The sequence below is a fragment of the Brevundimonas naejangsanensis genome, from assembly GCF_000635915.2.
GTDB lineage: Bacteria > Pseudomonadota > Alphaproteobacteria > Caulobacterales > Caulobacteraceae > Brevundimonas > Brevundimonas sanguinis.
In genome coordinates, this window is the sequence record NZ_CP015614.1 from 1,197,984 (window position 1) to 1,216,994 (window position 19,011).

Annotated in this window: 15 protein-coding genes; 3 read left to right on the plus strand and 12 right to left on the minus strand. The window is 64.2% G+C overall.

The features are described 5' to 3' along the window. The first annotated feature begins 15 nt into the window (after nt 1-15). Entirely contained in the window at nt 16-501 is a 486-nt protein-coding gene (locus tag DA69_RS05700; RefSeq protein ID WP_143276086.1) for a hypothetical protein, read from the plus strand. Nucleotides 502-914: 413 nt separating this feature from the next. Here DA69_RS05700 and DA69_RS05705 read toward each other — a convergent pair whose 3' ends face one another. Next, entirely contained in the window at nt 915-1,565 is a 651-nt protein-coding gene (locus tag DA69_RS05705) for a cation transporter (RefSeq protein ID WP_025977024.1), read from the minus strand. Between the two features lie 237 nt (nt 1,566-1,802). Here DA69_RS05705 and DA69_RS05710 point away from each other — a divergent pair, with 237 nt between their 5' ends. Further along, nucleotides 1,803-2,237, plus strand: a complete 435-nt coding sequence (locus DA69_RS05710; RefSeq protein WP_025977023.1) for a MerR family transcriptional regulator — start codon at nt 1,803-1,805, stop codon at nt 2,235-2,237. A gap of 425 nt (nt 2,238-2,662) precedes the next feature. Here DA69_RS05710 and DA69_RS05715 read toward each other — a convergent pair whose 3' ends face one another. The 9 genes from DA69_RS05715 to DA69_RS14545 form a co-directional block, all read right to left on the minus strand. After that, complete coding sequence (locus DA69_RS05715; RefSeq protein ID WP_025977022.1) at nt 2,663-3,100, minus strand: DUF305 domain-containing protein; 438 nt, start codon at nt 3,098-3,100, stop codon at nt 2,663-2,665. Between the two features lie 5 nt (nt 3,101-3,105). Continuing rightward, nucleotides 3,106-5,607 carry a heavy metal translocating P-type ATPase gene (locus DA69_RS05720; protein WP_025977021.1) on the minus strand — a complete coding sequence of 834 codons (2,502 nt, stop codon included), beginning with the start codon at nt 5,605-5,607 and terminating at the stop codon, nt 3,106-3,108. A gap of 171 nt (nt 5,608-5,778) precedes the next feature. Beyond that, complete coding sequence (locus DA69_RS05725; protein ID WP_025977020.1) at nt 5,779-6,420, minus strand: methyltransferase family protein; 642 nt, start codon at nt 6,418-6,420, stop codon at nt 5,779-5,781. Next, nucleotides 6,417-6,992 (minus strand): cation transporter, encoded by a 576-nt coding sequence (locus DA69_RS05730; RefSeq protein ID WP_234288684.1) that lies wholly within the window; start codon nt 6,990-6,992, stop codon nt 6,417-6,419. The genes DA69_RS05725 and DA69_RS05730 overlap by 4 nt, the downstream gene beginning before the upstream one ends. Nucleotides 6,993-7,015: 23 nt before the next feature. Then, nucleotides 7,016-10,237, minus strand: a complete 3,222-nt coding sequence (locus DA69_RS05735) for an efflux RND transporter permease subunit (RefSeq protein WP_025977018.1) — start codon at nt 10,235-10,237, stop codon at nt 7,016-7,018. An 11-nt stretch (nt 10,238-10,248) separates the two neighbouring features. Continuing rightward, nucleotides 10,249-11,451 (minus strand): efflux RND transporter periplasmic adaptor subunit, encoded by a 1,203-nt coding sequence (locus tag DA69_RS05740; RefSeq protein WP_025977017.1) that lies wholly within the window; start codon nt 11,449-11,451, stop codon nt 10,249-10,251. Continuing rightward, nucleotides 11,451-12,704 (minus strand): TolC family protein, encoded by a 1,254-nt coding sequence (locus DA69_RS05745; RefSeq protein ID WP_025977016.1) that lies wholly within the window; start codon nt 12,702-12,704, stop codon nt 11,451-11,453. Before DA69_RS05745 ends, DA69_RS05740 begins: the two co-directional genes overlap by 1 nt. 56 nt (nt 12,705-12,760) lie before the next feature. Next, a complete protein-coding gene (locus DA69_RS05750; protein WP_145915901.1) occupies nt 12,761-13,054 on the minus strand; it encodes a hypothetical protein in 294 nt (97 codons plus the stop codon). A 611-nt stretch (nt 13,055-13,665) separates the two neighbouring features. Beyond that, nucleotides 13,666-14,484: a hypothetical protein gene (locus DA69_RS14545; protein WP_145915902.1), complete on the minus strand. Its 819-nt coding sequence runs from the start codon at nt 14,482-14,484 to the stop codon at nt 13,666-13,668. A gap of 56 nt (nt 14,485-14,540) precedes the next feature. Between DA69_RS14545 and DA69_RS05755 the strand changes: the two genes are divergently transcribed. After that, the gene (locus DA69_RS05755) at nt 14,541-14,792 is read left to right on the plus strand and encodes a helix-turn-helix domain-containing protein (protein WP_025977014.1); all 252 of its coding nucleotides are present in this window, start codon (nt 14,541-14,543) and stop codon (nt 14,790-14,792) included. Between the two features lie 436 nt (nt 14,793-15,228). Here DA69_RS05755 and DA69_RS14550 read toward each other — a convergent pair whose 3' ends face one another. Together DA69_RS14550 and DA69_RS14335 are read right to left on the minus strand one after the other, a co-directional pair. Beyond that, nucleotides 15,229-17,538 carry a hypothetical protein gene (locus DA69_RS14550; protein ID WP_145915903.1) on the minus strand — a complete coding sequence of 770 codons (2,310 nt, stop codon included), beginning with the start codon at nt 17,536-17,538 and terminating at the stop codon, nt 15,229-15,231. Next, entirely contained in the window at nt 17,528-19,009 is a 1,482-nt protein-coding gene (locus tag DA69_RS14335; RefSeq protein ID WP_145915904.1) for a site-specific integrase, read from the minus strand. Before DA69_RS14335 ends, DA69_RS14550 begins: the two co-directional genes overlap by 11 nt. Nucleotides 19,010-19,011 lie beyond the last annotated feature (2 nt).

Here is a 19,011-nt window from a genome sequence, read left to right on the forward strand (position 1 = left end):
TCACGGCTGGGTCGATTGATCGACGCGTTTCGCCATTCGGCGCTTGTCCGCGCCCTCTATCGTCTGGTTCGCCATTTCAGAGGAGCGAAGGTCCGCGTGCCGAAACCGATCACTGAATACGAAACCTATACGTTGGAAGATCCGGATCGTCCCGGTGTGGAGATCCTGGTGGCTGAGGTCCCCGACGGACTATCCACCACCCATGAGGCCAGGCATCAGTACGACGACAGGTCGGTCGCAGTGCCTCACGGCATGGGTTCGATCTGGTTCACCGTGATCGGCCCAAGGCAAGTCGTTATGGCCCACGCCACTTTCGGCGGCGACCAAGGCAAGGTCCAGTGCTGCACGATCGAGGTTGAACCGGCTTTCCGTAAGCAGGGACTGGCGACTCTCCTGTATCTGCTGGCGAGCGACACCTTCGCTGCGCCTGTCATTCCGTCGGACAATCGGACAGCCCACGCCATTGCCTTTTGGAATGGCCGCACCGAGATTTCGGCCTGACACCGGATCCCGCGCCTCATAGGAGATCGAATGACTGAAACGCCGCCGCCACTGCCCGAAGGGTTGCGGTCCACCGGGGGCGATCTCGGCGTGGCCGGCTTCAAGGCGCTGCGCGCGTGATCATCGAGTTTGAGCGGTTCGTTCAGCTCTTAGCAGACAAAACACCGAGGAAAGAAAAAGGTGTCTGCTTCACGCACCGGAGCCAATGTCCGCTTCTGGCGCTTAGCTGGCTCGCCCCGTGGCCCACCGTCGGCATCAATCAGCCAGCCATCGACACTGGGAGCTCTGGCAGGGCACCTGCCGATGAGGCCCGGTCAGGACGATCCGGCAAAAAATCTCTCCTGACGCATGGTCCAGTGTACAAACTTCGCCGCCAGTCCCTTCAGGGCTGCTCGCAGCGAACGTTGATATGTTCAGTCTAAGGAGATGGCTTGAGGACGGGCGGCCCGGAACTGGGGCCACGCCTGCAGAAGCACCTTGATCGCCGACCGGAAGAAGAGGAGGGCGATCACGCCGCCGACCAGGATGTCAGGCCAGCCGGCGCTGAACAGATGCACGCCTCCGGCGGCGACGATGACGCCGGTATTGGCGATCACGTCGTTGCGCGAACACTCGAAGGTGCTGGACAGGTTCACGTCCCGGTTCCGGTGGCGATAGAGCAGCGCCAGGCAGACGAGATTGGCGACGAGGGCGATCACCCCGAACAGGCCCATAGTTTCAGCGGTCGGAGTGACGTCGCCCGCCACCTTGCGGACGACCTCCACGAAGACCCAGACGCCGAAGGCGGCGATGACGCCCGCCTTGACCAAGGCGGCGCCAGCGCGCCACCGCAGACTCCGGTTCAGGGCGTAGAGGCTCAGGCCGTAGACCAAGGCGTCGCCGAGCATGTCGATCGAATCAGCCATCAGGGCGGTGGACTGCGCGACGAGGCCGGCGCCGAATTCGGCGAAGAACATGACCACGTTGATCGCCAGAACCAGGATCAGGACACGACGCACGTCGGCATGGGCGCCGAGGGCGGCGATCTCGTCCCCTTTGGCCGAACAGCAGTCGTCACCCGCCAAATGGGCAGTCGGTGCCGGTTCAGTCTCGTTGGTCGAGCCGCAGGCGGTCGGTCCAGAACAACAGTACTGGGCGTCTGTGGGGGCGGGAGAGGGTGGCCGGCTCGAGCAGACGGCCTTCTCCGGCGCATCGGAAGAGGGCTTTGCGGAGGATGGGCAGCAGTCGGACATGAGGAACCAGGGTTGCGAATAGGGTTCGCCGACCGATATGCGACCTATAGCGGGTATAGGTTCAAGGGCATGGCCGAGAATTTCTCCATTGGCGATCTGGGGCGGCGCACGGGGTGCAAGGTGGTCACCATCCGTTATTATGAGCGGATCGGCGTCCTCGAGGCACCCCGTCGTGGCGAAGGCGGTCATCGCATCTATGGCCAGGACCATCTGGACCGGCTCGCCTTTGTGCGGCGCGCGCGAGATCTCGGCTTCTCCCTGGATGCTGTCCGAAGCCTGTTGAGCCTGTCAGGAGGGCCCACCTCTGCCCCTTGCGGGGCGGCCGACGCCGTCGCCATGGAGCATCTTGCAGAGGTGCGCGCCAAGATCATGGACCTGCGTCGGCTGGAGGACACCCTCGTCTCTGTCCTGGATCGCTGCGGCCGGACGACCGTCGAGGACTGTCGGGTGCTGGACGCCCTACGTGAGACGCCTCAGCCAGAGGACGCCGTCTCGGCGCCTTGAGCATGACCTGAGGGACCGGAGGCCTCGCTTGGGCGCGAAGCGCCGGCGTCGCCGTGAGCCGCGCCGGGCGGGCCGTGATAGTGGCGTAAAGGATTCAGGTCGTCGCGCACGGCGTAGAGAAAGCCGGAGCCTCCAAGCCAGAGCAGGCTGAACAGAAGGGTCAGGGCTAGGCCCGGACGGGCGCGTGGAGCGAGCCGCAGACCGGCCAGGGCAAGGAGGGGAAGGCCGACGCCTATACCACGTGCACCGGCCATCCGAGCGTGCTGAAGCAGAAGATGGCGAAGGTGAGAACAGCGCCGGCGCTCACCAAGCTCGCCGTCAGGACAGCGAGCCCGTCAAGAAGCGGGTTCGGCCGGGGCGGCGGAGGGCGTCTGCCGCGACGCTTGCCGGGCCGGCCTTCCTTCCATCGAACGGTGCGCGCCATGTCAGGCGCCGCTCTCCGGCGCAGGCTGAGTTTCGCGTCGCGCCAGCCAGAGGCGCATTCGAAGGATTTCCGTGTCGCGCGCCCGGATGAGGTCCTGGGCCAGCCCACGAGCGTCCTTGTCGGAGCCGTGCTGCAACTGGATCCGGGCCAGGGCGATCTCGCCCTCATGATGAGCGATCATGGCGCGCATGAAGTCGACGTCGGCGTCGCCGGTCCAGCGAATGTCAGTGGCCTGGTGAAGACGTTCATTGGCCTCCTTGAAAGAGCGGGTCGAGGCCGCGTCTCCCAGGGCGTCGGCATGGCCGGCGTGCTCGTCGATCGGCTGGACGGCCGCAGCCGCCGGACGATCGGGCGGGGATTGACGCGACATCATGCCGAACAGAAAGGCTGCAGCCGCCAGGAAGGCTGCGATGAGGGTGAGCCAGCTAAGGCGTTTCATGGGCTTTATCCCGGATAGGATGCGGGCGCCTGGCGATCGCGGTAGGCGAGCAGGCGCAGGGCGTTGAACACCACTAAGAGGGTGGAGCCTTCGTGCAGGGCGACGGCCGGGCCGATGCCGAGACCGAGGATGGTGGCTGGCACGAGGAAGGCGACCACGCCGAGGCTGACGAACAGGTTCTGGCGGATGACGGTTCGGGTGCGACGGCTCAGGCCGACCGTGAAGGGAAGATTGGACAGATCATCGGCCATGAGGGCCACGTCGGCGGTTTCCAGAGCGACGTCGGAGCCCGCCGCGCCCATGGCCACGCCGACCGTGGCCGTGGCCATGGCGGGGGCGTCGTTGACCCCGTCGCCGACCATGGCGACCTTGGTCTCGGCGCGGAGGCGCTTGATCGCCTCGACCTTGTCGTCCGGCATGAGGTCGCCCCAGGCCTCCGTCAGGCCGACCTGGCCGGCGATGGCTTCGGCCGCCTTCTGGTGGTCGCCCGAGATCATGATCATGCGCCGGACGCCCAGGGCTCTCAGTCTTGTCAGGGCGTCGCGCGCGGCCGCACGCGGCGTGTCCAGCAGGCCGATCACGCCGAGATCGCGTTCGCCCTGGCGCACCACCATCAGGGTGCGGCCCTGGGCGCGGAGGCGATCGACCGCCTCGGTCGCCTGGACGCTCAGAACCGGCACGCCGTCCGATCCGAACATCTCGGGCTTGCCGATCTGGACCGTGACGCCCTCGAGCTCGGCGGCGACGCCCTTGCCGGTCAGGCTCTGCAGGCTTGAAGCGGCAGGGACGGCGGCGCCGTCGAGACGCGCCGCGCCGTCCCGGGCGATGGCTTCAGCCAAGGGGTGATCGCTGAGCCGTTCCACGGCGACCGCCACCGTCAGCAGGGCGCGTTCGTCGGCGCCGTCGACGGGGATGACGTCGGTGATCCGCGGGCGGCCTTCCGTCAGGGTACCGGTCTTGTCGAAGGCGATAGCGTCGACGGCGCCGAGGCTCTCAAGCGGCGCGCCGCCCTTGATCAGGACGCCGGCGCGAGCGGCGCGGGCGACGCCCGACAGGACGGCGCTCGGCGTGGCGATAGCCAGGGCGCAGGGGCTGGCGGCCACCAGGACCGCCATGGCGCGGTAGAAGCTGTCGCGGAAGGGTTCGTCGACCACCACCCAGGCGAAGAGCAGGATGAAGGCCAGGCCCAGGACGAGAGGGACGAAGACGCGCTCGAACCGGTCGGTGAACCTTTGTGTGGGCGACTTCTGGGTCTCCGCCTCGCTGACCATGCGCACGACCTTGGCCAAGGTGGTGTCGCTGGACTTGCGGGTGGTCTCGATCTCGATGGCGCCGGCGCCGTTGATCGTCCCGGCGAAAACGGCGGATGCGGCGAGGATGGAGGCGGGGCGGGCCCGGGCCTCGGCGAGATCATCGACCGGCTGCTTGTCGACCGGCATGCTCTCCCCAGTGACGGGGGCCTGATTGATGCTGGTGGCCCCCTTGATGACGAAGCCGTCGGCGGGCAGGCGTTCATTGGGCCTGACCACCACCACCTCGCCGACTTCAAGCGCCTCGACCGGTATCTCGATCACCTCGCCGTCACGCCGCACCCTGGCGGTGCGCGGGGCGAGTTCCGCCAAGGCCTCGATGGCGCGCTTGGCCCGGCCCATGGCGTAGTGCTCCAGGGCGTGGCCGAGGCTGAAGAGAAAGAGGAGCAGGGCGCCTTCCGCCCAGGCGCCGAGCGCCGCCGCCCCCGCCGCCGCCACCAGCATCAGGGTGTCGATCTCGAAGCGCTTGCGCCTGAGGTTGTCGATCGCTTCGCGCACGGTGAAGAAGCCGCCCAGGCCGTAAGCGCTGAGGAAGAGCGCGAGCGGGATCCAGCCCGGCAGGCCCGACGCCAGTTTTTCCAGGGCGAAGCCGAGGCCCAGGGTGCCGCCGGCGGCAAGGGCGAAGATCAGTTCGGTGTTGGCGCCGAAAATCCCTCCGTGGGCGTGATCATGGTCGGCGTGATCCTCCTTCCCGGGATCGTGGTCGTGGCCGGCGTGGTCGTCTGCGGCGTGTTCAGCCCTGGCCGGGAAGGGCTGGGGGGAGAAGGTCAGGCCGTGGCCGGCGAGCGTCTTGATCAGCTGGTCGCGGGTGATCCGGTTCTGGTCGAACTCGACGCGGACCGCGCCGGCGGCGTCGAGGCCGACCTCAAGGAGGCCGGGCTCCGCCTTGAGGTCGGCCTCGAGCGAACGGGCGTGCCGCGCATGGCGCACGCCTTGGGTCCAGCCGACCAGGTGGCCGAAGCGACGGCTGATCTCGACCCCGGCCTGGAGCGCCTTGCGGCGCACCTCGTCCGGCGACAGGAGTTTGGCGTCGTAGTGCAGGCAGAGCTGGGGCCCGGTCGGGGATTCCGCGACGTGGATCTGGGACAGGCCGGGCGCGCCGGTCAGGCGTTTGACGAGGCGCTCGACGCAGGCGTCCAAGGCGTCGGGCGCTTCGGGGAGAAGGACCGGTATGTCGAGTCTGACGGTGCTAGGCATGCTTGAACTCCTCGGATGCGGAAGAGGGGGCTGAAGGCTAGGGGGCGCGTGACTCGGCCTGGACGTCGCGCTCGTGCGAAGCGAGGCGAACGGCGGCGCCCGCAAGGAAGGCGAGGGCCGCAAGAAGCGCCGCGAGAGAGGTCACAAGACGCTGGCGTTCCATGCTCCGTCTCAGGGCAGTTGGAAGATGACGCTGAACCAGCCGAACTGTTGCAGGCCTTCCAGCAATTCGAACAGGGGCAGGGCGAGAAGAAAGACGAGGCCGTCTCTCAGGGTGCGAAGGAAGAAGGCGGGTCGGACGGTGAGTTCCGCCTCATCGCGCCACAGACGGAGATCCGGAAGGAAACGCGGCGTCCGGAGGCGGTACCGTTCATAGGTCGCGCCAAAGGCGCCGGCGAGGAAGCGCTCCTCCCTTTCGACGACCGCCCGGAAGACCCCCCAGCAGGCCAGGGCGAACACAAGGCCGATGGTCAGGCTGCCCGACATGGCGCCGACGCCGAAGGCGCCGATGAAGCTGAAGACGTAGAGCGGATTGCGACAGAGGGAATAGGGGCCGTTCGAGACGATCTCCTGTTTCTTGCGACCGCCGATGTAGAGGGAGCACCAGGCGCGGCCAAAGATGCAGATCATGATGGCGATAAGGCCGAGGTGTTCGACGGGGTGTTCAAATTCGGGGCGGGCCCTGACCAGGGGCGTCCATGCCAGGAGAGCGAAAAGGCCCGCCAGGATGAAGAGCTTGCGCCATTTCTGGACGCCCTGGATGTCGATCGGGACGGCGGTGCCGTCACGCCCGTGTTGTTCGGGAAGATTCACGAGATTGCTCCTTCAACTGCGACGCTGCGTGCGTCGCGGAGGATGTCCATTCCGCCCTTGAAGGCGATGCCGGCGACGATCAGGCCTACCGCCAGATCCGGCCAGGCCTGATCCATGACCATGACCAGTCCGCCGGCGACGAGGATGCCCCCGTTCGAGGCGAAGTCATTGAAGCTGAAGGTTCGCGCCGCCCGCAGGTTGACGTCGTCGCCGTCTTGACGCCTGAGCAAGGCGAGGCAGATCAGGTTCACGGCCGCCGCGATGACGGCCAGGCCCATCATGGTCCAGCCGACCGGTTCGGTCCCGACGATCCAGCGCCGTCCGACGTCCAGCAGGACGCCGGCGGCGAAGATCAGCAGCATGATCCCCGACAACCGGGCGGCGCGGGTTTTCCAGATCATCGCCCGACCGACGGCCAGGAAGCTGATCAGATAGACCGCGGCGTCGGAGCCGTTGTCGAGCGCGTTGGCGAGGAGGGCGCTGGAGTCGGCGAACAGGCCGCCGACTCCGAGACCCACGAACAGGAGGACGTTGAGCGCCAGCACGACGAGAAGCGTGCGACGTTGAAGCATCTCCTGTTCCTGGGATCCGCCCATCAGTCCTCGATCCCTTCTGCCTTGCGATGACGGACCGCCTTGGCGGCGAAGGTCGGCAGGACCAGCAGCGTCAGGGCCGTGGCCGTCAGAAGGCCGCCGATGACCACGGTGGCCAAGGGTTTCTGGACGTCAGCGCCGGCTCCCGAAGCGATCGCCATGGGAATGAAGCCGACGATGGCCACCAGGGCTGTGGTCAGGACCGCGCGCAGGCGGCTGAAGGCGCCGAAGAGGGCGGCGTCGTGCGGGTTCTGTCCCGTCTGAAGCCGCTCTCGAATGGCCTGCATCAGCACCAGACCGTTCAGGGTCGCGACGCCCGACACGGCGATAAAGCCGACCGCCGCCGAGACCGAGAAGGGCATGCCCCTGAGCAGGAGGGCGAGCGCCCCGCCGACCAGCGCCAGAGGCACGCAGGCGAACACCAGCCCTGCCTCCGCGAAGGATCCCAGGGCCATAAACAGCAGGATGCCGATCAGGACGAAGACCACAGGGATGACTAGGCCCAGCCGCTGTTCGGCCCGCTTCAGGTTCTCGAACTGCCCGCCCCATTTGAGCGAATAGCCGGTCGGAAGCTTGACCTGGGCGCCGACCCTGTCTTGGGCGTCCCCGACGAAGCCGCCCAGATCGCGGCCGCGCACATTGGCCTGGACCACCATGCGGCGGCTGCCGTCGTTGCGACTGATCTGGTTCTGACCCTCGGCCACCTGGATGCGGGCGACCGAGGACAGGGGCACCGTCAGGCCGGTCGAGGTCGTGACCGGCAGGGCGGCGAGGGCGGCGGGATCGTTCCGCTGGGCGTCGTCCAGACGGACCACGACGTCGAAACGGCGGTCGCCCTCGAAGATCTGCCCCGCCTCGGCGCCGCCGACAGCGGCCGAGACCGCTTCCGACACGTCCGCAGCCGCCAGGCCGTAGTTGGCCGCCGCGAAGCGGTCGACGCTGACCGTCAGGGTCGGCAGACCTGACGCCTGCTCCACGCGAACGTCCGCCGCGCCCGGTGTGGCGCGCAGCGCGTTGGCCACTTGGTCGGCCGTCGCCTGGAGCTGGGCGAAGTCGTCGCCATAGACCATGACGGCCAGATCGGTGCGGACCCCCGAGATCAGCTCGTTGAAGCGCAGCTCGATCGGCTGGCTGAACTCGAAGCTGTTGCCCAGCTGGGTCGAGGCGGCCTTTTCGATGCGGGCGATCAACTCCTCCTTCGGCAGTTTCGGATCAGGCCATTCCTTGCGGTTCTTCAGCACGATGACGGCGTCGGAGATGTTCGCCGGCATGGGGTCGACCGCCGCCTCCGCGGTCCCCGTTCGGGAGAACATGGTCTTGACCTCGGGTTGGGCCTTGATGACACGCTCCAGCGCCATCTGCATGGCTAGGGATTGCTCCAGCGAGGCCGAGGGCACGCGCAGGGCCTGCATGGCGATGTCGCCTTCGTCCAGGGTCGGGATGAACTCCCGGCCGAGCGTGGTGAAGGCGACGCCGCCGATCACGAGGGCGCCGACTGCGGCGGCGAGGACCACCTTGGGGCGATCGACGGCCGCACGGATGGCCGGTTCGATCCAGCGGCGCGCGTGGCGCAGCAGGAAGGTTTCATGCTCCAGGGCTTCTCCCTTGTCATCGACATGGACGGTCTTGGGTTCGCGCACGAGCAGGGCCGTCATGGCCGGGACGAAGGTGAAGGAGAAGATGAAGGCGCCGACCAGGGCCAGCATGACCGTGGCGCCCATGGGGATGAAGGTCTTGCCCTCGACCCCTTCCAGCATCAGCAGGGGGGTGAAGACCAGCAGGATGATCAGCTGGCCGAAGGCGGCGGGCTTGACCATCTGGCGCGCGGCGCTGGCGGCGACGCCCAGACGTTCGTGGCGGGTCAGGGCGCGGCCCACATCCGCTCGGCGCTGGCTGAGCATGAGCAGGGTGTTCTCGACCACCACCACGGCGCCGTCGACCAGCAGGCCGAAATCGAGGGCGCCGAGGCTCATCAGGTTTCCGCTGATGCCAAAACGGTTCATGCCGATGACCGCGAACAGGAAGCTGATCGGGATCATCAGGGCCGTGATCGTCGCGGCGCGGATGTTCCCCAGCAGCAGGAACAGCACGACGATGACCAGCAGCGCCCCTTCGGTCAGGTTCTTGGCCACCGTCTTGATGGTGGAGTTGACCAGGGCGCTGCGGTTCAGCACGGGTTCGGCCACGATGTCGGGCGGCAGGCTGGCGCCCACCTCCTGGAGCCGGTCCGCAGCCGACTGGGCCACGGTGCGGCTGTTTTCGCCCGCCAGCATCAGGGCCGTGCCGATGACCGCCTCATGGCCGTCGCGGCTGGCCCCGCCCAGACGCGGCGCCTGGCCGATCTCGACCACGGCCACGTCGGCGACGCGGACGACCAGGCCGTTGCGGTTGACCACGGGGGCCTGGGCCAGATCTTCGATGGTCTGGGCCAGGGCGTCGGTGCGGACGGTCAAGGCTTCGCCCGCCCGTTGCACATAGCCGGCCCCCGCCTGGTTGTTGGCACGGTCCAGGGCCTGGATCAGGTCGTTGAGGCCCAGGCCGTAGCCGGCCAGGCGCGCGGGGTCAGGACGGACAGCGTATTCCTTCACATACCCGCCGTTGACGTCCACGCCCGCCAGGCCCTTGGCCGTGCGCATGCGCGGCGCGATGATCCAGTCCTGCACGGTGCGAAGATAGGTCGCCCTCGCCTGGGGGGTCGCCAGCCGCTCGCCGTCGGGCGTCAGATAGGCCCCGTCGGGCTGCCAGCCGGGCTGGCCGACCCGCGCCTTTTTGGCGTCGAAAGGCTTGAAGTCGACCGTCCACATCAGGACCTCGCCCAGACCCGTAGTGATCGGGGCCAGACCGGGCTCGACGCCCTCGGGCAGGTTTTCGCGGGCTTGGGCCATCCGTTCGGCCACCTGCTGACGGGCGAAATAGATGTCGGTCTGGTCGGTGAAGATGACCGTCACCTGGCTGAAACCGTTGCGGGTCAGGGAGCGGGTTGATTGCAGGCCGGGAATGCCGGCCATGGCCGTTTCCAGCGGATAGGTGACCTGGCGCTCCATCTGTTCAGGGGCCAGGGCCGGGGCCACGGTGTTGATCTGCACCTGGCGGTTGGTGATGTCGGGCACGGCGTCGATCGGCAGCTTGGTGAGCTGGAACAGGCCCCAGGCCGCGACCAGCGTCGTGGCGAGGACGATGAACCAGCGGAAGCGGACGGACGCCTCGATAATGGCTTTGAACATTGTCGCTCCCCCTAGTGGCCGTGCTCGGCTTCGCCCTTGGCCAGTTCGGCCTTGAGCAGGAAGGCGTTGGTCGAGGCGACGCGTTCGGCTCCGGTCAGGCCGCGCAGGATCTCGGTGGAGCCCCCGGCCTGACGGCCCGCGAGGACGGGCTGTGCGCGGAAGCCGTGATCATTCTGGACGAAGACCACGGTGGCGCCGTCGACTGTCTGCACCGCTTCGGACGGCACGGTCAGGGCGTCGCCGGCAGGATTTCCGGTGACCACGGCGCCGGTGACGGGCGAACCCGCCGGCGGCAGGCCGCCGCCGTCCGGACGGGCGCGGATCACGGTCGCGCCGCTATCCTGCAAGCCGGCGTCGGCCGCGACCCCGACCACCAGGGCGTCGAACTCGCCCTGTGGGCCGGTGACGCGCATGTGTGAGCCGACACGGACCTGGGCCGCCAGTTGCGGCGGGGCGTTGAAGACGAGTTCGACGCGGGCCGGATTGGTCACCTCGGCGACCACGCCGCCCTGGGCCACGAAGCCGCCCGGGCCCACCTGGACGTTGGTGACAACGCCCGAGATGGGGCTGACCACGCTCATCCGGCCCGAGGCGTTGGGCGAGCCGGCGGCCGTCGCCCGCGCCCGCGCGGCGCGGGCCATGGCCTCAGCGCTGGCGGCCTGGGCCTGGGAGGCCTCGACCTCCTGACGGGCGACAACGCCCTGGTCGGCCAGGTTGCGGTTGCGCTGGAAGGCCTGGCGGGCCGCCGTCGCCGCCGCCGAGGCGGCGTCGATATCGGCGCGCAGGGCGGCGCCTTCGCCGCTGACGAGGCTGACCAGGGGCTGGCCGGCGCGAACCGCCTGGCCCGGCGCCACCAGCACGCGCTCGACCGTGCCGCCGACCATGGCGCCGACGGCGGCGCGCGCGTCCGTCATGGCCTCGACCCGGCCGGACAGGCGCGTCTCGCCGCCGCCGCCGCGGGACACCGCCACGACGGAGATGCCGGCCGCCTTGAGCTGTTCGGCGCTGAGCTCGACCACGCCTTCCGGGGTCTCGCCTTCGTCGGCGTGGCCCGCTTCGCCCTCGGCCTGGTCCGCGGCCTTCGGCGGAGCGGCTTTTTCCGCCTGCGTCGCCGTCGGCTTCTGCAGGGTCATATAGAGCCCCCCGCCGCCCAGAAGGACCAGGGCGGCGACGCCGCCGATCAACAGGGTCTTGTTGGATGTCTTGAGGCGCATCAGGAGTTTCCTTGGAACGGGGCGCGGCCTTCCAGGCGCGCCAGATCGATTTCGGCGCGGACGCGCGAGAGGCGAGCGTCGACGGCGGCGGAGCGTGCGTTGATCAGGGCGGTGCGGCTGACGCGCAGTTCGAGCTGGGAGATGCGTCCGGCGTCTGCGCCGAGCCGCGACAGGCGGTAGGCTTCTTCGGCCGCCTTCACCCCTGCGTCGGCCGCCGAGACACGGCTGCCTGAGGAGGCGAGGCGGGCCGTCGCGGCCGACCGGTCTGCATTGGCGTCCTGCCGCGCCTGGAGGACGCGGGCCTCGGCGGCGCGGAACTCGGCTCGGGCCGCATCAATATTGCCGCGGTTCCTATTAAACAGGGGCAGGGGTAGGCTGAGGCCGACAGTCAAGGCGGTCTCGTCCTCCAAGCCGTACCGGGTCACGCCGACGCTGGCGGTGACGTCTGGTCGGCCGTTGATGCGCTCGACCTCGATGCGGCGCTCGGCGGCCGTGGCCTCGGACTCCGCGACACGGACCGTCGGGGCGCTGTCGACCGGAGTCGGTTGGACGCTGACTGCGGCGTCGAGCAGGCTGGCCTCGATCGAGGTGGCCGGAGCGGGCAGCATGGCGACAGCAGTCAGTCGGGCTAGGGCGGCCTGGCGTTCGGCCTGGGCTTCGTCCAGGCGGGCCCGGGCGGCGGCGGCTTCGCTCTCGGCCTGGACCCCGCGCAGGAGAGGCTCGCGTCCTTCCTCGACAAGGGCCAGGGCGGCGCGCGCGTCCGCCAGTGCCAGGGAAAGACCTTCCTCGGCCAGTTGGGTCCGGCGCTGGGCGGCTTCGGCCTCGGCGTAGGTCAGGGCCAGTCGGCCGCCAGCGTCAATGAGGGTCAGGTCGCGACGAAGAGCCGCTGATCCTGCTTCGGCCCGGGCGACGTTCACTCGCGCCGGCCTGCGCCCCCACAGTTCGAGATCCTGGCTGAAGGAGAGGCTGAGATCAGCCGCGCCGAAACCAGAGTAGGGACCCGAGCCGCCGACATTCTCGGCGGTGAGGGAAAGATTGGGATTGGGCCGAACGCGGGCCTGTCGAACACGGGCCTCGGCGGCGTCGACCAGGGCGACCGCTTCGGATGCGGCCGGCGTCTGGTCCAGGCGGGCCAGGAGTTCGGCATAGGCGGGCGCAGGCTCGGCCCAGGCCGGCCCGGCCGCAAGGGCGGCGAGCACGACCAGCGCGCAGCCGGCCGCGAGGCGCGGCCGACGACGAATTGTCGGAGACATGTTTGGACTTCCAGAATTGATTCAGAAGGAGGGCGCGCGAAGGCGCAGGCTTCTGATCAGGCTCTGGGAGGGCGCTTGAGGCCGTTGGGGGCGAAGGACACGGTCGTGTCGTCGCCGGGGATCAAGCGCGGGGCAGGCGCATGCGGCGCCGTCACGTCGACTTCGGGGATGGCGTGACGCTCGCTGGCCGTATGGTGGCAATGGCCGTGTGCGCAGGCCCCAGGTTCGGCGCCCTGGCCGTCATGCGTATCGCCGGGATGAGCATCGAGCACCTGCTCGAGAGCGGGGATCTCGGGGGCGCAGGCTGCGGCATCGGTCGCCGGAATCACGGCGAAGACGGCGATGACCAAGGTCAGCGCCGCAAAAATTCTCGCCAATCTGATTATCGACCGAGACATCAGGGCGTAGCTAACGGTGTCAGGCAACCATGGCAATCTGTTATAAGGTTCGCTTTGGAGCCGACTTATCTTGTTCGATACCTACGCATGAACAACCTCAGGCTGGGTAAGGCCCCAGCACAGCCCGTTCCAGTCTTCAACCGCGCTGACATCCAAATCCAGACGGCTTGGCTGTGCCTTAAGCCCTGGTCGGATCATCCGCAGATCATTTCTGGCAGCGGTTATTAACGATGCTAGGACGCCAATCCCTGACAGGCGAGTGCGTCCGCTACCTTATTTACGGAAGTATCAACCTTCTCTTGTTGGTGCAGCTTTGAACGTGATCCGAAGCCCAGCCGCTTTCCATAGAGTAACGACTGTAGCGAATGGTGGACTTCGCTTGCCGGAGAGGAGTCCTATAACTCTCTGTGACGTCAACCCTGCTGCTTTCGCTACATCCCCCAGCAACCCAAACTCCTCTAAGTCCTCGATAAAACACAGCAGTGCGGCGCTTGGACCTTCTGAGGCAAGGGCTGCGTTCATTCGCGCGGCCATGTGAAGCTGAACGTCGTGAACCGGCGTCATTACAGGTTCTTATATGCTTCGGTGTCGATATCCTCATGCCACTCGCTGAAAGCTGCAAAAGGATCACCTCCGCGTGGTTGATGTGCAGGTTGCGAACTGGCGCGTCTAGGAACGCTGTTCTGATCGGCTTTTGAAACCCCTTCAGTCTCGGATGCCGTTGAGGCCCGGCGCCCGGTCGTTGCCTTGCTTCGACCCGCCATCGTTACATCCCTAGGGGAAACGCTCCGCCTATTGGCGATCATGACGACTTTGGTAGCAAACTGCCGTGCGGCCTCGGAGATCGACTCGTTCATGAATTTCCCCGTGCTCGCGGCCTGCGAAGCCAACGCCAGAAATGCAGCATCCAACGCCTGGCTATTGCGAAACGCATCGCCCCCCAAATGGCGCATCAGCGAGTACTGGAATCCTGCAATCTCGAAATACATACCGAATATCCGTCCGCGCCCTGGATCCGTACGCAAATAGCCTAGTGGTAGTTGGGGCGGCGGCATGGGAGGACCTCCGCTGGCGAGGTTACTAACTATGACGTCATGATGCTGGCCAGTGATTTGGCTGAGCGCCTCGATCCGTTCAGCTAGCTCGGGCGATGGCGTGAATTGTATGGCGGCCACATCGATCGGGATGGCCAACCATGTTGGGGATGGTGCGACTAGCTCGACTGCGGCGCGCATCGAGACTAGGTCCGCAACGTACTGGGGCAGCGAGATACCCTCATTACGCGCCATTGCAGACAATTCACCACAGGCCGAATTGGCCACCAGAACCGTCCAGGCTGGGGAGGTGTCGGCTTCAGAATCCGGAGCATCAGTGAGGACCATGGAATGCTACTTAACGTCTGTCGACGTAAAGTCATCATCCATCGACGTTCCCGCTCATGTCAGAGGGGAGAGGAGAGGGGCTTCGCAATATCGTAGCGGCTAACGTGCGCCGCTTGCGTCGCGCCAAGCACCTAAGCCAGGAAGACCTGGGCGCGGCGTCGAACCTCCATCGAACCTATGTGGGCTCTGTCGAGCGATCGGAGCGCAATTTGTCGATCGACAGCATTGGCGCTTTGGCAGACGGCTTGGGCGTCGAAGCCTGGGTTCTGTTGCAGCCCCAATCTGACGATATGGCCGACGGAAGTTGAGCAACTTCGGCAGACGGAACTCCGCCCAACTCGCGTAGCTGCTTGAAGGCTTCGCTATAGACAGGGAAGTGCTCCTGCCATGCGGCGGCTCCCCCGAGGCGACCGATGGCGAGCAATGATGCCCGAAGCCCGGCAATGAGCAACTTGTTCTGATCCTCCAAGTCCCGGACACGGGCCTCGGCGGCGCTCAATCTTGCCGCGGTTACAAGTGGTCCAGACTTGCTTAGCTTTGAGGCGTGAACCCTCACCGCATTCTGCCGACGCCGGGCTTCTTCAACGGCATTCTTCAGCATTGAAGGCCTCGAAAGCGATGACGCAAAGGGGAAGTGACTTTGGGCCTTACGCGACACCGCGTTGAAGGTAATGGTCTCGTCGAGCAGAATCATCTCTTCGAGAATGCGGGCCAGTTCAACCTGCTTTGGATGTGGGGGCTTATTCATTCGGGTGGCAAATAGCGACTGTTAGAGCTAGGGAATACCTTCTCGCCAGGAGCTGCGTCCAACGCCGCATTCACTCCAGCGAGCCGTGATTCCGCATGCTGCATCTGTGTTTGAAAATGAGGGGCGCGGCTCCCAGTTTGCCTCAGCCTATCGATATGCACCTCAAATCGGCGCTTCAACGTCTGCAAGTTGTCCTGTTCCGCTGCCGCATCGGTCCGAACCAAGTGCGAGCAGCTATTGAAGCACTCGAGATGCTTCAAACACGGACTGGCAGCGAAGCTATTAAGGCAAAATCCGTAAGGTGTAATATGCAGAGATCCAGCTTCAGCATTAAGGTATTCAAATGCCGCTTCATCGCCCATGATAGTTTGAAGCTCCAGAAACCGCTTAACGACAGGGCCTTGGATCTTTCTACTGCGTATCAGATCGAACGCCTTGCGCGCTTTCGGGCCTAACATTTCGTCCGCCAGACGTGACTGTCCCGGCTCCATCTCCTCAAGGCGTTCAGATACAGACCGATGGTCATAAGTGTAGCTCTGAGCCACCGAAGTGCGATTGAAGCGCTTTGTAATGATGGTGTCAGCCACGCCCAACTTGAACATTTCAGTGGTCTGAAAATGTCGCAACGAATGAGGGTTTACTGAGAACGATCTAGCCTGCTCGCTCTTGCCGTACTTTTTGAATATGAGGCCCGGATTCTTCCCGCCCAGCTGTAGCTCTAGGTCTGCTTTGTCTGCCCTTTTCACCGAAAAATACCGGTCGATATCGACGATCGCATCGTACTTTTCTTCCGCGATGATCTTTCCAGGGAGCAGAAAAAGGAAAGCGTCGCTACGCAGATCTTTCTCGCCGAACTGCACCACCCTCTCGTCTGGCAATTTCAGTTGAAGATGATCGCGTGCGTAAACTTCCATGTCGCCTGCGCGAATATAAACACCTCGTCCGTCATTCCTCTCCCTCAGAGCGAAACTAAATAGTTCTCCTCGGCTGCGTCGAAGAATCGGCCTTTGCAACGCAGCTTCCATGCGACGGAAATATTCCCGGACCTGCTTGTGTTCTCCGCTCTGGTGAACGTGGTGGTCTTGATGATCGCGCATTTCGTTCAAAATTGCGGGATCATAGTTGGAGCGATATTTTGAGCGCAGGTCTGCTGGGATAGGCTCCTGGGACGTCTGCATAATACCAGACATTCGGCGATAAGCTTCAGCCCACGGGAGAAGATCGTCGTTAGACAGTCCGACAAAAAGCCGTTGTTCGGCGTGTTGGCGCTGCAACATGAGCCTTTGTGGCGCCGTTGCGCGAAGGACGGCTGCTACAGATTCTCGCACAATAGGAGCGAGCAGGCTCGGCACGTGATGCAGAGCTTCGACAAATTCTTGTCCCGGTCCATCCTGATGCTGCTTCTCAGCAAAATGAAGCAAGCCGGTCCCTGGCTCCGGTGGGCCGTATATGCGCGGATGGGGCGGGGAGTCATTCCTGTTTACGAGTGTTTTTTCGGGCAGGAGAACTAACTCTCCAACTCTAAAACCGGTTACAATAAGTACCCTTGCTTGATGGAATCGAATTAAATCTGAAGTGGTGCGCGGAGTTTCGCTAAACACGATCCGAACGAGTTCCGACAAATCTTCCTGTTCAGGAAGTTTATCCTCAAAATGACGAATGCTTAGTTTTGATCTAAGGGAGTCAGGCCTCTTCGTGTCAAGCTGACGCCGCGCCACCTGGACGAGCTTGGCCTCCTGTTCTTGAACGAGCGCCCTATCCGGATAGGCAGAACAATATTGGGCCAGAGGTCGACGTTCGGCTAACTGAAAAGCATCAAACCAGCCCGATATCATCCCCTTTAACAAGCGAGCCCACTGCCCCGAAGTGCTCGCCATGAGCCCAACATTGTAGGCCAAACGCACCTGATCGGAGGTTATTTGCGAGGGCGATGCTGACCCTACGCAGCCAGCAAGAAGGCGGAAGGGGTTGCCCAGGTTAGAGATCCCGTTCCTGGGCTTGTTTCGCTTTACGAAAAGATCGTGCAGCAAAAGCGCCTTGTAGAGTTCGATCCAATCACGTCCCATGACGGCAGGCATAACTCCACCACACAGCGTTTGGAGCGCCGCCGCACCCGACCCGAGAGTTCCGAATGTCGAGAGGAATGCGCGCTCTCCAGCGCCATGCTTCGCCGCAGCGCGCAAGTCCCACCAGCTCTCGCGAGGGATGCGTCCGTCCTCCAGATCGTATGGAACCTCCCAGTCCAGCTGATGATCAATTGCAATCTGCTGCGCACGAAGAATGAAAGAGTCCAGTTCAGACGGCATGTGATGCACCAGCACTCGCCATCCCGACGACCTCTTCTATGGCTTCGAGCGTGACACGGAGCTGCATCATTGCCGGACTAACGCGATCTATAAGTTGTGGTTGGTCAAATGAACGCACGACATCCCGCATTTCAACCAACAGTGTTGCGTGCACTTCAGGATCAGCCACAGGGAGAAACTTGTGACAAGTATAGCAAGCTAGGACTGGGTTCCTCTGGCATGACGATTGCCCTGCTTGGCAGGCGCCGATCCCCGAAATCGGGACGCCGTGAGGCATCCCTGAAATCTGCTGATCAACTGGTCTTGAGAGAAGCTGTGCGGCCGTGATCATATCACCGCGGGCCGCAGCAGCGACGCCTTGATATGTGGGCGAATAGCCCAACGCCATGTTCACCAGTTTGGCCTGGTTCTGAGACGCGGCAAAATACACTTGGGCGGCTGTCGTATCTGTATGCCCAAGAAAATCGCTCAGAGACTCGTGTGAAATTCCAGCGTCGACAAGGCGTTGAGCACTGGTGTGTCGAAGGGTCTGGCTTGAGTAACTGGCCCCTGTGATTTCAAGCAATGCGTCGGCAATCAAAGTGCCGATCCGCTCTGGTGCTAGGCCAAAGAACTTGACTTCACCAGCCGGACGGCAGGCAATCCATCGCCGGAGGATCGGTACCCAACTCTGCTGCATTCGCCGCGTCACCAACCTGCCGACTTTCTGACGCCGCTGCTTCAACAACTCGACACGTATATGCAACGCGTCATCGCTGTGAAAAGTAAAGTCAGACATCTCTAGCGATGCAATTTGAGTGCGCCGAAGGCCGAACTGGAAAGACAGGGCCAAGATGGCCGCAACTCGAATTCGATCTGAACCCGAACTGTCTAGGTTACGAACCGTTTGATCGATAAATTCTACTATCTGGCTTTGCGAAGCAGTGGGAAGAAAGCTCGAGGCGTCTCGAACGCCTTTATATTTATCCAGATCGTGTCCAGGAAGCGCGCGAACAAAATCCAAATCAGCGGGATGCCAGCGTCCAATTTCCCAAGCGCACGCGAAACGTATCGCAGATCTTATCGCAACAGCGTCATGCCTAGATAGTTGATCTCGGAACTGATCGATCCATAGTTTTTGAAAATCGTTAGGGGTCAAAGTCGCAACCGCAAACACTATCGCGTGAAGCTTTCCCTCGTCGTGCATCGCTATATAGCGATGGCCGTAGTTCATTACGGTTGTAACCGAACCTTCAATTAATCTGTCAGCTAAATGCGCCCGGATAAACTGATCGATCCATGGGTGATCAAAGCTCAATCTGAGGTTTCTAATACCTCCATTAATGTGCAGCGACCACTCGCTCAGAGCAGGCTGTTTAAGCGTCACATCTTTGCGGCCGTAACGATCCCTGTACCTGACCAAGGGCGGCATGGCCGGCAAAGCAGGGAGGGGAGGGGGCTGTTGATCGAGCGGAAAAAGTGAATACTGCACCA